The following is a 12,132-nucleotide window of genomic DNA, read 5'->3' on the forward strand; positions in this document are numbered from 1 at the left end:
TCAACCGCACCACGGTCTATAGAGGGTAGAAACAGTGATGAACGGAACGAACCGTACTGATGGGGTGAACGCGGACGTGGACCAGCGACCCGCCGTATCCGTCGTCGTGATCGTCTACAACGACGAGGCCAGGCTGCCCACGGCCGTCCGCTCGGTGCTGGAGCAGACGCTGCGGAGCGTGGAGGTCGTGATCGTCGACGACCACAGCACGGACGGCTCCTACGAGGTGGCCGCCCGGCTCGCCGCCGAGCACCCGGACCGGGTGCGCGCGTACCGGCTGCCTCAGAACAGCGGCGGCTGTGGCGCGCCCCGCAACGCGGGCATCCGGGAGACCCGGGGCGAGTACGTCGTCTTCCTCGACAGCGACGACGTCCTGGAGCGCAACGCCTGCCGGAACTTCCTGGAGGCCGCCGAGAGCACCGGCGCCGACCTCGTCTCCGGTCTGTGCGTCCGCGTCCACGTGGACACCCGCAACCGGAAGGAGGTCCCGTGGTACCCGTGGCTGTACACCCGCACCCGTACCCTCGACTCCGTCTCCGAGCTGCCCGACCTGCTGGTCTACGACACCCTGTCCACCAACAAGTGCTACCGCCGGGACTTCCTCGTCGAGGGCGGGCTGCTGTTCCCGGTCGGCATCCACTACGAGGACCTCTTCTTCTCCGCCCAGGCGTACGCGGCCGCCCGCCGGATCGCCCTGATTCCCAACCGGGTCTACGACTGGAACGTGGTCGAGAGGGCGGAGGCCAAGTCGATCAGCAACCGGCGGGCCGAGATCGCCAACTTCGCGCACCGGATGGAGATCCACCGCCGGGTGGACCGGCTGCTCGCCGGTCAGGGCATGGCGGAGCTGAAGTTCCACAAGGACGTCAAGTTCCTCAAGCACGACCTGGTGCTGCACCTGCGTGACCTGCCCTTCCGGGACGCGGCCTACCGCCGGGAGTTCGCCGAGCTGGCCCGCGCCTATCTGGCGTCGATCGACCCGGCCGCGTACGACGAGGTCGAGCCCATCCACGCCGTCTGCGCGTATCTGCTGCGGAGGGGCGACTGGGACAACCTGCTGCCGGCCGTGGACACGCTCACCAACCGCGACAAGGTCTCCGCGCCCCTCGTCGAGCGCGACGGGCGGATCTACTGGTGCGCCGAGCACCTGGACGCGCCGGGGGAGGAGGGGGAGTTCGCGCGCCGGATCCTGGACGTCACCGAACTCGGCTACCACGCCAGACCGGTCGGGAAGCTCTTCCTGCGCAACGAGCTGACGGAGTACGAGCAGTACGCGGAAGGCGCGGGGGCGGGCAGCGGCGGCCGGGTCCGGCTCGCCGGGCGCGTCACCAACCCCCTCGGGGTGATCCCGGTCGGCGCCCGGCTCTCCGCCGCGCTGGAGTTCTACGCCCGCCGCCCCGGCGTGCGTTTCCAGACCTTCCGGGTGCCGGTCGCCGATGTCCGGCACGAGGGTCCGTACCTCACCTGGCGGGCCGCCGTCGACATCTCCCGGACGCTCCGCCCGCTGGGCATCGTGGACGCCGTGTGGGACGTACGCCTCCACCTCGACGTCGACGGCGAGCGCACCACGAGCCGGCTGACGGCCGCCGAACCGGGGCTGACGGGCGGCGGCGCGCTGCCGGTCCGGCCGCGGCTCACACGGTTGGTCGCCGACCGGGTCGAGCCGCAGATCTCCGTCCGTGGCCACCTCGCGTTCCGCCTGGTCCCCGACAAGAAGGCCAACGTCCTGGTCACCCGGGGACTTCGGGGCACACCCGGCAAACTCGCCAAGTCGGGCTACCGCAAGGCGAAGGCGCTGCGCAAGAAGGCCACCTCCGGAGACGCCAAAATCCGCCTCTATCACGAGGTCTTCCTGCGTATGCCGAGGCAGCGGCGGCTGGTGGTGTTCGAGAGCCACCTCGGTCGGCAGTACAGCGACAGCCCCCGGGCGATCTACGAGGAGATGCGCCGCCAGGGACTCGACTTCGACGCGGTGTGGTCGTACACGGGCCGCCCCGAGGGATTCCCGGCCGACGCGACCCTCGTGCGGCGCTGGTCGCTGCCGTATCTGCGGGCGCTGGCCCGCGCCGAGTTCTGGATCGACAACCAGAGCTTCCCGCTGAAGCTGACCAAGCGCCCCGGCACGACCTACCTCCAGACCTGGCACGGCTCCGCGCTCAAGCGCATGGGTTTCGACGAGCCCGGCTGGAAGCTCAAGACCCGCGCGGAGCAGGCGGAACAGCAGCGCACCCTCGACCGCTTCGACCACTTCCTGATCCGCTCGGAGCACGACGTGCGCACCCTCGCGAAGGCCTTCCGGCTGCGGGAGAAGGTGCTGCTGCGGCTGGGCTACCCGCGCAACGACGCCCTCGCGCGAGCCCGGGAGACGGACCGCACGGATCGGACGGACCGCACGGCCAGGACGGACCAGCGCGCGTCGCTCGCCGCCGAGTTGGGCATCCCGGAGATCTCGGCGATCCCGCCGGACAAGAAGATCCTGCTCTACGCCCCCACCTTCCGCCACCAAGGCCAGCGCCGCTTCACCCTCCCCTTCGACGTGGAACGCTTCGCCGAGACCTTCGGCGACGAGTACGTGCTGCTCGTGCGCGCCCACTACCTCAACCACGTCGTGCTCCCGCCGTCGGTCCGGGGCCGGGTCGTCGACGTGTCCGGCCACCACGACGTCACCCCCGTCCTCGCCCTCGCGGACGCGCTGATCACGGACTACTCGTCGGTGATGTTCGACTACGCGCTGCTGGACCGCCCGATGGTCTTCTTCACCTACGACTACGAGGAGTACGTCCACGAGGGCCGGGGCACCTACTTCGACCTCCTCGAACGCGCGCCGGGCCCGATCGTGCGCACGGAGGACGAGCTGCACGCCGTCCTGCGCGACTCCTCGCTGGAGGAGCAGACGCTCAAGCACGCCGCCGCGCGGGAGCGGTTCACGGCCGACTTCGGCGAGTACGACAAGGGGACGGCGGCCCGCGACGTCGTCGACCAGTTCTTCTCCGAGTGGAGGCGCACGTGACCGGGCGGGGCGAGGCAGAGGGCACCGGGGCGCGGGACGTCTTCCTGGTGTCCAACAGTGTCGACGAGACGGGCGGGGTGACCAGTTGGACCCACCACCTGGCCAGTCTTCTCACCGAGCGGGGCCACCGCGTCCACGTCATCGGGATCACCACCCCCGAGGACCCGCACCCGCTCGGTGAACTCCCTTACCCCACCACCCGGTTGTACGACGGCCAGCCGCCTCCTCCCGGCCGGGCGCGGGACGCGAGCATGCGGGAGCGGGCGACCGTGCTGACCGGCCTGTTCCGGGCCGCGCGCCCCGGCGGGGTCGTCATCGTGACCCAGGTGTGGGCGATGGAGTGGGTGAGGCTCGCCGACACCACTGGTCTGACCGTCATCGGGATGAGCCACGAGTCCTTCGAGACCTCGCGCCGGTCCTCCCGCTTCCGGCGCGTGCTCACGCACTACCGCGACGTCGACCGCATGCTCGTCCTCACCCGCGAGGACGCCGACCTGTGGATCGGGCAGGGCCTCAACAACGCCTCGTACCTGCCCAACGCCGTGCCCTGGCTGCCGGACGAGCCGTCCCCGCGCACCGCGAAGGCCGTCGTCAGCATCGGCCGGCTCAGCGACGAGAAGGGGGTCGACATGCTCCTCGACACCTGGGCCGAGGTGGCGCCCCGGCATCCCGACTGGACGCTGCTGGTCTACGGCTCCGGAGAGGACGAGGAACTCCTCAGGAAGCAGTGCACAGCCCTCGGCCTGGACGACTCGGTGGCCTGGATGGGCCGTACGCACGACGTCCCGGGCGCCCTGCGCGGCGGCTCGGTCTTCGCGCTGTCATCCAGGGGCGAGGGCTTCCCCCTCGCCCTGATGGAGGCCATGGCGATGGGCGTCCCCTGCGTCGCCTTCGACTGCGCGCCCGGCGTCCACGAGATCGTGCGCGACGGCGAGGACGGCCTCCTGGTCCGCCCCGGCAACACGGGTGAACTGGCCCGCAAACTGGACCAGTTGATGACCGACAAGACCCTGAGGGACCGCATGGGCGACAAGGCGAGGCAGAACATCCGCCGCTACGGCACGGAGGAGATCGTGGACAGATGGGAGGCCCTGTTCACCTTCCTGGAGAGGTGAACAGCAGCGTGCTCTGAAGGGGCGCGGGGAACTGCGCGATCAACCACGACGATCGCGCACTCGCCAACCCACAGGCCCTTCCGAGCTCTCAGGCGCAACCTACTTCTTCCCGCCGGTGAACTTCTCGTACTCCTTCAGCACCTCGTCCGTCGCCCCGTCCATGCGGAGCTCCCCCCGCTCCAGCCACAGCACCCGATCGCACGTGTCCCGGATCGACTTGTTGTTGTGGCTGACGAGGAACACCGTGCCCGCGTGCTTCCGCAGCTCACGGATCCGTGCCTCGGACCGCTTCTGGAAGGAGCGGTCCCCGGTCGCCAGCGCCTCGTCGATCAGCAGGACGTCGTGGTCCTTGGCGGCGGCGATGGAGAACCGCAGCCGGGCCGCCATGCCGGAGGAGTACGTGCGCATGGGGAGCGTGATGAAGTCCCCCTTCTCGTTGATGCCCGAGAAGTCGACGATCTCCTCGTACCGCTCCTTGACCTGCTCACGGGACATGCCCATGGCGAGCCCGCCGAGGTGGACGTTCCGCTCGCCCGTGAGGTCGTTCATCAGGGCCGCGTTGACGCCGAGCAGGGACGGCTGGCCGTCGGTGTAGATGTGCCCGTTCTCCACGGGGAGGAGCCCGGCGACGGCCTTGAGCAGGGTCGACTTGCCGGAGCCGTTGGTCCCGATGAGCCCGATGGCCTCGCCCCGGTACGCGGTGAAGGACACGTTCCGCACGGCGTGCACCTTGCGCACGCCGGCCGCCTTCTCGGCCTTCTTCCGCCGCAGGATGCGGTTGAGCGCGGCGGTGGCGGTGCCGCGCCCGGCCCCCGTGCCGTTGACGCGGTAGACGATGTCGACGCCGTCGACGACGACGGTCGGGACGGGCTCGGGGACGGCGGTGCCGGCGGCCTTCTCGGCCTCGCGCCGGGTGCCGGGAACGGTGGTGGGGTTGATGATGGTGTCAGCCACGGCCGTAGGTCTCCTCAGCCTTCCAGAAGTAGATGAACCCGCCGACGCCCGCGAGGAGCGCCCAGCCCGCCGCGATCGCCCAGACGTGCGGCGGCAGTTGGCTTCCGTGGAAGCTGTCGATCAGCGCGAACCGCATCAGGTCGATGTAGACGGCGGCGGGGTTGCACTCCAGCAGCAGATGCACGAACGCCGGGATGTTCCGGTCGGCGAGCATGTGGTCGATGCTGAACATCACGCCCGAGGCGTACATCCAGGTGCGCAGCACGAACGGCATCAGCTGCGCGATGTCGGGGGTCTTGGCGCCGATCCGCGCCATCACCATCGCGACCCCGGCGTTGAACACGAACTGCAGCGTCAGCGCGGGCACGATCAGCAGCCACGACATGGCCACCGGAACGCCGAAGGCCAGCAGGATCACGACCAGCGCGGCCATGGAGAACAGCAGTTGCTGGAGCTGCTGCAGGCAGTACGACAGGGGCAGCGAGGCCCGGGGGAAGTGCAGGGCCCGCACCAGGCCGAGGCTGCCGGATATCGCCCGGGTGCCCGCCATGATCGAGCTCTGGGTGAAGGTCCACACGAACACGCCGGTCACGAGGAACGGGACGTAGTCCGGCACGCCCTTCTTGGTGCCCATGAGCAGGCCGAAGATCAGGTAGTAGACCGCCGCGTTCAGCAGGGGGTTCGCGATCTGCCAGACCTGGCCGAGCTTTGCCTGGCTGTACTGCGCGGTCAGCTTCGCCGTGGCGAACGCGGTGATGAAGTGCCGCCGGGCCCACAGCTGCCGCACGTACGCGCCGAGCGAGGGGCGGGCCCCGCTGACGCTCAGGCCGTACCGCTCGGCGAGCTGGGCCGGGGTCTCGGCGGCACGGGCCGTTCGGGGGGTGTCCGCCGTGGTCGGGGGCGGTGTGTCGAGGACCTGGCTCACATCCGCTGCTTTCGCTAGTGAGGTCGCTGGTGGGGGGCGTCCCGCGTACTCGGCCGCGCTGTCACGGCTTGGCTTCTTACGTCGCCCTTGCCCTGCTCGTACGTCGGGACGGGACCGTATCGTCGCAACGCGAGAGTAAGCCGATTCGACGTCGGAACGCAACCGTTTCGTCGTCACGGCCTATGCTGTGAGCCATGACGACGAACGCCGACCCCGCCGAGGGGCAGCCGCCGCCACGGCCGCGCCGCCGGGCCCCCGCCGGGGCGGCCGTGCTCCGCGAGGACGTGACGGAGGCGATCCGGGCGGCGGTCTTCGAGGAACTGGCGGCCGTCGGCTACGCCCGGATGTCCATCGAGGGCATCGCGCGCCGCGCGGGCGTCGGCAAGACGGCGGTGTACCGCCGCTGGCGCTCCAAGCTGCACCTGGTGCTGGACCTGGTCTCGGCGGTGGCGGTCCAGGGCCTGCCGATGCCGGACACGGGCTCGCTGGAGGGCGACCTCCGGCTGCTGTACGAGGTCACGTCCCGCGCGCTGCGCCACCCGGTCGCCGGCCAGATCATCCCCGACCTCCAGGCCGAGGCCGCCCGCAACCCGGAGATCGCCGAGGCGATGCAGAAGGCGTTGCGGGAGGGGCAGCAGAGCGTCGCCACCGGGATCGTCGCGGCGGCGGTCGCCCGGGGCGAGGTCCGGGCCGGCGTGGACGAGGACCTGGCGCTGGACGTGATCTCCGGCCCGCTGTACTGGCGCTCGGTGGTCGTCCGCGCGCCGAAGCTGCCGAAGGGGTACCTGGAGAGCCTCACGCGGGCCACGGCGGCGGCGTTGCGGGCGCTGTAGGGGCGAGCCGGAGGCCTGCTGTTACGGAGCTGAACGTTCCGCGGGCGGGTGGCGTCCTAGTCACAGTCGCTCAGGAATGGGGTCGCCGTGACTCACTTACCCTCCCGTGCTCGTTCCGTGCTCCTGGCCGCCGCGCTGATCGCGGGGACCGTGGGGACGGTGGGGATGACCGCCGCCTGTGACGGCGGTCCGTCCTCCGAACCGAAGGGCCGGGCCTCGCCCAAGCCCACCACGACACGGAACACCGTCATGTGGCGGGAGCCCGCCTCGTACGTCTACACCCTCACGTCGACCTCGCAAGCCCTGGCGGGGAGGTTCCGGGTGACGGTCCGGGACGGCGAGGTGGCCGAGGCGGTCGGCCTCGACGAGGACAGCCGGCGTGCGGTGAAGCAGGGGCCCGGCGACATCCCCAAGATCGGTGACCTGATGGCCATGGTGGAGAAGGCCTGGCAGGAGCAGGCGGACACGGCGGAGGTGGAGTACGCCACCGGCGGGTATCCCGCGCGGATCACCCTGGACGTGGACGAGAACGCCATCGACGACGAGGCCGAGTACGTCATCAGCGGCTACGAGCCGGGCACGGGCTGAGGCCGACGGTCAGTGCGCGGCTCCGGTCGCCAACTCCGTTGCCAGGTGGATGAGTTCCGGGGCGCGCAGTACCCGTTCCCCGAACCCCGGGAGGGGCACGTGCAGCGGCTCCAGCCAGCGCTCCGGGATCGCGTCGGCGCCGTACACCGCGCCCGCGAGGCCGCCGGTCACCGCCGCGACGGTGTCGGTGTCGCCGCCGAGGTCCACGGCCGCGCGTACGGCGTCCTCGTAGGAGTCGGTCGTGCGTACGGCCCAGACGGCGGAGCCCAGGCAGGGCCAGACCGCGCCGTTGAACTCCGTGGCCTGCTCGGGGTGCCAGTCGGGGGCGAGGACGACCTCGTACCGGGCGCGGTGGTCGGGGTGGAGCGCGGCCAGGGTGTCGGGGACGGCGGCGAGCGGGTCGCCGCCGGCCAGCGCGATCCGGACCAGCTCGTGGAAGGCGGCGGTGCCCTCCCAGGCGGCGGGATCACCGTGGGTGAGCGCGGACAGCCGCCGGGCCGCGTCCATGGTGGTGCCCCGGCCGTCCTTCGCGAAGTACACGGCCGAGGTGGCGGCCCGCATCAGTGCGCCGTTGCCTGCGGCCCGTAGGTTCACCTGGAAGTGGAGGGCGGCGGCGAGGTCCCAGGGGTCGCCGCTGGTCAGCACGTCCTCGGTCTGGATGCCGATGTCCTTGGGGCCGGACACCGCCCAGCGCTGGAACCGCCGGAAGACGTCGGGCAGTTCGAGCCCGCCGTGTTCGACGAGCGACTCCCCGACGAGGACGGCCATCTGTGTGTCGTCGGTCGCCTCACCCGGGTCCCAGCCACCGCCTCCGCACATCTCCCCACCGTGCCCGGCCTTCGGGAACCGCGCGGAGAAGGCCCCCTCGGGCCCGAACTCGAACGGTGCGCCGAGCGCGGCTCCGACGGCGGAGCCGAGGACCGCGCCAAGGGCGCGCTGCGGATCAACGACGGCCAAGGGTGCCTGCCTTGAGGGTGGTGAGGAGGGCGTGGAGGGGGGTGGGGGTGGTGGTGAGGACTGTGGTGGGGTGGTCGCTTTCGCGGAGGCGTATGGAGGTGGGGGTGGGGGCGAGTTCGACGCAGGTGTCACCCGCGTCGGCGCCTGAGAAGGACGACTTCTGCCACCGTGGAGCGTCGGGCACGTCGGCTCCTTTCACAGCTCGTGGGCAACGCGGGCGATGAGATCGCGGGATTCGGCGACAGGGAGAGCCGCCGCTGCCACCCGCTCGTACCGCCGTCGATACTGCAACAAGCGTGCCTCCGCGTCGAAGAACTCGCTGTCGTGGCCCGTATCGATCTGCACAGTGTCCAGTTGGGGGACGGGCCCGTGCAGGTAGAGCATCGAGTAGCCGGTACCGGCGAAGTCGTCCGTGTCGAACGGCAGCACACGAACGGTCACGTTGGCCGCATCCGATCGTTCGAGGAGCCGCTTCAGCTGGGCCCTGGTCGCCTCGCGGCCACCTACGCGGATGCGAAGAGCCGCCTCGTGGACGATGGCTTCGTACGGTGTCCCAGAGGGCTCGTCGAGGACCTGCTGGCGCTGAGTGCGGTACGCCACGAACGTGTCCACGTGGCTTGGGGGCACATTCCGCGACGCGTAGTTGAAAAGCGCCCGCATGTGCTCCTCGGTCTGCAGCAGGCCAGGAATATGCACGACTTGGAAGGTGCGGATGCGAGTGGCGTGATACTCGGACTCCGCCAGGGCGAGCCCCTGCTCAACCACGGTGCCCCGGTATGCCTCCCACCACCCCTTGCCGCGCTCGTTCGCCATGCTGACCAAGGCATCGACGTACGCCACGTCATCGCATGCGCAATGTGCGGCCAGGCGGCGGATCCGTTCCTCGCTGATCCCGCTGCGGCCGGCCTCGTAGGCGCTCTGTTGTATGGGGTTCGTCCCCAGGAGTGCGGCGGCGGCGCGGGCCGTGACTCCCGCCCGCTCGCGGATCTTGCGCAGCTCGGCTCCGAGGCGCTCCTGCCGTGCGGTCGGGGTGCTCCTGGGTGGCATCGGTCCTCTCCCTGGTCGTTCGGCTGACGAGTATGCCGTCAGCCGAGCACGACGGTCACCGAAAGGGGGGGGCAATGTCCGGCATCAGGTTGTGCCGTCACCAGGTTACGCCCTACGGTCTGTGACGTGCCCGGCACGGTGGGTGTGGAACGCTCCCGTGCCTCAACTCGCCCCTGCCCGACGCGCGTTGGAGTTGATGAGCCATGCCCAAGTACGCCCTCGACTGCCCACCCCTGGACACCACTCCCCGTATCGCCCGCGACTTCGTCGCCTCCGTCCTCCGGGCCCTTCGGCTCGACGCGCTCGCCGACGACGCGGTCCTGTGCACCTCGGAGCTGGTCACCAACTCCTGTCGGCACGCGAAGAGTTCCGGCGCCCATTTACTGCTGATCGCCGGCCCGGAGGGCCCCGTACGGGTGACCGTCTACGACGACGACCGCACGCCCCCGTCCCTTCACCAGGGCTATGACGGCGAATCCGGCCGTGGCCTCTGGATCGTGGACACCGTCACGGAGGGCCGCTGGGGGACGGAGGCGCTGGGGGCGTCGGGGAAGGGGGTCTGGTTCGAGGTGGGGAAGGCGTAGGCGCCCGGCGCCATGCCGAGTCCGCGCGCCAGGCCTTGGTGGGCTGCCCGTTCTCGACCCAGCCGCACGGGCGTCACTCCGGATCGAACCCCGGCGCGTACCAGGCGAGGGTCTGCTCGCCGTTCTCGTCCCACTCGAGTTCAGCCAGGGGGTGATGACCGTCCTCGGTCGTGATCCGCTTCGCGGCGAGAGCGCCGTCGGGATGCCATCTGCGGGACTCGCCGATGGGGAATCCCGCGCGCATGGTCCCTTCGGCGCGCAGGGTGCCGTCCTCGTACCACTGTCTGACCGGGCCGTCCACGATCCCGTCCCGGTAGGTCTCCAGGCTGACGAGCGCGCTGCCCTGGTACTCGACGACCTCGCCGGTGAACAGCTCGCCCTGGTAGAAGAGGCGTTCTCCGTCGTCGAAATCCACGTTGGGATCGTCGATGTCGATGCGGGGAAGGGTCATCAGGGAATCCAGTTCTCGGGGCCAGGGGGGTCCTTGAGATAGCGGCCGTGGCTGCTCGGCACCCCTTCCAACATATGGTTGCAGTTACCACAGAACGGCGCGCCTCGCGGGTAGAGCCCGGTCGCCTTGTCGGCCATGTACGGGAACTGGACCGAGGCCCGCATCTCCGCCAGTGCCGCCGGGCCGTCCGGGAGGCCCGCCTCCGTACGCGCCCACAGAAGCTGATTCGCCGCCTTGACCTCCGCGTGGCTGAGGATGGGGGCGTGATGCGGCGGGCTGCCGGCGATCTCGTCGTAGCGAGCCCGCAATGTGGGGTGCAGCCGTGCAAGAGGAATGGATTCGGGCGGCCTGGGACCGTTGATGCCTTCGACGACATGGCCGGTGCGCAGGTCCATCACGGCACCGACGCACGCTCCGGTCTGTGCCCGAGGCCAGGTCTTGGCGTCCTTTGCCTGCAGATACACGTCGGCCCGGTCACGGGACACGTCGTCCAGGTAGTCGGCGACCGGGCGTCCGTTCACCTCGGTGATGAGTCCGCCCTGTCGCGTCACCTGGGAGTCGTCCAGCGTGGCGAGGAGCTTCTCGCCCGCGCCGGGCGGAGGCACCACGCCATCACCACCCGGGAGATCGGTGATGTGGTCGACGGGCGGTGACGCCGGGAGATCCGGCCGGTGGTTTCCGCCGGGCTCCGGGTGTGATCCGTCGACGTTGTCACCCTGGCCCGAAGGAGCACCCTCGCCGTGACCACCCGAAGGAGCACCCTCGCCGTGACCACCCGCAGGTGTCTCTCCACGCCCGCCCGAGGGAGTTTCGTGGTGACCGCCGTTCGATGTCTCGCCGTGCCCGTGGCCGTCCCCGTGGCCGCCGCCGGTCGGGCCGTCGCCTCCCCGTGAGCCGCCGCCGCTCATCGGCGTCTCATGACTCCCGGCAGGCCCCCGGCCCAGGTCATCGGTCCGCCCGCCCGGCAGGTTCTCCGCGCGCCCGCCCGGCAACCCGTCGTCCCCGACCCGCCCCACAGCCCCCGTGCCACCGTCGCCGACGCGGGCGCCCGCGCCCACCAGCTCCGGCTCGGGCCGGGAGACATCGGCGCCGCGCTCGGCCGCCGTCCCCTCGTGCCGGATCCCGTCCAGGGACTCCCGTACCGTCCCGTCGGCGTTGTGGACGACGAGGGTCTTGGTGTCGAGATAGACGACCTCGCCCTTGGGCGTCTCCATGCGGACGCTGTTCTCGGGAGTGAGGCCCGCCGGGAGATCGTCCGTGATGTTGGGTGCGTCGGCGATCTGGTACGTGCCCTCGCCGAGCCTGATGTGCGTGCCGTCGGTGATGCCGCGCAGGCTCGCCATGACGTCGCTGATCTTCACCGCCGTCGCCCCGACGCCCTTGGTGAGGTACGTCATCGGGTCGACGATCTTGCCGGCCTTGCCCGCGAACGAGATCGCCTTGGCGATGGCGCCCGCCTTGCCCGCGCCGGAGACCGCGCCGCCCGCGCCGCCCGTGAAGATGGTGGTCAGCACGTTGAAGGTGACCGCTCCGGCCGCCCGGGAGGGGTTCTTGCCCCACTCGTCGTACGCGATGAGCGCCTTGCCGGTCTCCACGACGGCCGTACGGGAGTCACGCAGCCAGGAGGGCAGTTTGTCGTCCGGGGCCAGCCAGTACGCGGCACCCACC

Annotated in this window: 11 protein-coding genes and 1 pseudogene; 5 read left to right on the top strand and 7 right to left on the bottom strand. The window is 70.5% G+C overall.

What is annotated here, in order from left to right; all coding sequences use genetic code 11:
* Positions 1 to 37 precede the first annotated feature (37 nt).
* Complete coding sequence (locus PUR53_RS43485) at positions 38 to 3,010, top strand: bifunctional glycosyltransferase/CDP-glycerol:glycerophosphate glycerophosphotransferase (protein ID WP_329912184.1); 2,973 nt, start codon at positions 38 to 40, stop codon at positions 3,008 to 3,010.
* Complete coding sequence (locus PUR53_RS43490) at positions 3,007 to 4,125, top strand: glycosyltransferase (RefSeq protein ID WP_329912185.1); 1,119 nt, start codon at positions 3,007 to 3,009, stop codon at positions 4,123 to 4,125. The genes PUR53_RS43485 and PUR53_RS43490 overlap by 4 nt, the downstream gene beginning before the upstream one ends.
* A 99-nt stretch (positions 4,126 to 4,224) precedes the next feature.
* Here PUR53_RS43490 and PUR53_RS43495 read toward each other — a convergent pair whose 3' ends face one another.
* Both PUR53_RS43495 and PUR53_RS43500 read right to left on the bottom strand, forming a co-directional pair.
* Positions 4,225 to 5,079, bottom strand: coding sequence for an ABC transporter ATP-binding protein (locus PUR53_RS43495; RefSeq protein ID WP_443078022.1), 855 nt, complete (start codon positions 5,077 to 5,079; stop codon positions 4,225 to 4,227).
* The gene (locus PUR53_RS43500; RefSeq protein ID WP_329912186.1) at positions 5,072 to 6,004 is read right to left on the bottom strand and encodes an ABC transporter permease; all 933 of its coding nucleotides are present in this window, start codon (positions 6,002 to 6,004) and stop codon (positions 5,072 to 5,074) included. The genes PUR53_RS43495 and PUR53_RS43500 overlap by 8 nt, the downstream gene beginning before the upstream one ends.
* Before the next feature lie 194 nt (positions 6,005 to 6,198).
* Here PUR53_RS43500 and PUR53_RS43505 point away from each other — a divergent pair, with 194 nt between their 5' ends.
* Both PUR53_RS43505 and PUR53_RS43510 read left to right on the top strand, forming a co-directional pair.
* Positions 6,199 to 6,837 (top strand): TetR/AcrR family transcriptional regulator, encoded by a 639-nt coding sequence (locus PUR53_RS43505; RefSeq protein ID WP_329894655.1) that lies wholly within the window; start codon positions 6,199 to 6,201, stop codon positions 6,835 to 6,837.
* 87 nt (positions 6,838 to 6,924) lie between these two features.
* The gene (locus PUR53_RS43510; RefSeq protein ID WP_329912187.1) at positions 6,925 to 7,425 is read left to right on the top strand and encodes a DUF6174 domain-containing protein; all 501 of its coding nucleotides are present in this window, start codon (positions 6,925 to 6,927) and stop codon (positions 7,423 to 7,425) included.
* A 9-nt stretch (positions 7,426 to 7,434) separates the two neighbouring features.
* Here PUR53_RS43510 and PUR53_RS43515 read toward each other — a convergent pair whose 3' ends face one another.
* The 3 genes from PUR53_RS43515 to PUR53_RS43525 are packed head-to-tail and all read right to left on the bottom strand — an operon-like array spanning position 7,435 to position 9,429.
* Entirely contained in the window at positions 7,435 to 8,382 is a 948-nt protein-coding gene (locus PUR53_RS43515) for an ADP-ribosylglycohydrolase family protein (RefSeq protein ID WP_329912188.1), read from the bottom strand.
* A complete protein-coding gene (locus PUR53_RS43520; RefSeq protein ID WP_329912189.1) occupies positions 8,369 to 8,566 on the bottom strand; it encodes a DUF397 domain-containing protein in 198 nt (65 codons plus the stop codon). The genes PUR53_RS43515 and PUR53_RS43520 overlap by 14 nt, the downstream gene beginning before the upstream one ends.
* Positions 8,567 to 8,577: 11 nt before the next feature.
* Positions 8,578 to 9,429, bottom strand: coding sequence for a Scr1 family TA system antitoxin-like transcriptional regulator (locus PUR53_RS43525; protein WP_329912190.1), 852 nt, complete (start codon positions 9,427 to 9,429; stop codon positions 8,578 to 8,580).
* A 203-nt stretch (positions 9,430 to 9,632) separates the two neighbouring features.
* Here PUR53_RS43525 and PUR53_RS43530 point away from each other — a divergent pair, with 203 nt between their 5' ends.
* Positions 9,633 to 10,013, top strand: a complete 381-nt coding sequence (locus tag PUR53_RS43530) for an ATP-binding protein (protein ID WP_329912191.1) — start codon at positions 9,633 to 9,635, stop codon at positions 10,011 to 10,013.
* A gap of 73 nt (positions 10,014 to 10,086) precedes the next feature.
* On the opposite strand, the gene PUR53_RS43535 is transcribed toward PUR53_RS43530, so the two are convergent.
* A complete protein-coding gene (locus PUR53_RS43535; protein ID WP_329894663.1) occupies positions 10,087 to 10,464 on the bottom strand; it encodes a toxin-antitoxin system YwqK family antitoxin in 378 nt (125 codons plus the stop codon).
* Positions 10,464 to 12,132: pseudogene (locus tag PUR53_RS43540) on the bottom strand (hypothetical protein); the annotation flags it as partial. The gene PUR53_RS43535 and the pseudogene PUR53_RS43540, both read right to left, overlap by 1 nt.

It is taken from the genome of Streptomyces sp. SP18BB07, from assembly GCF_036322545.1.
GTDB classification, from domain to species: Bacteria; Actinomycetota; Actinomycetes; order Streptomycetales; family Streptomycetaceae; genus Streptomyces; species Streptomyces deccanensis.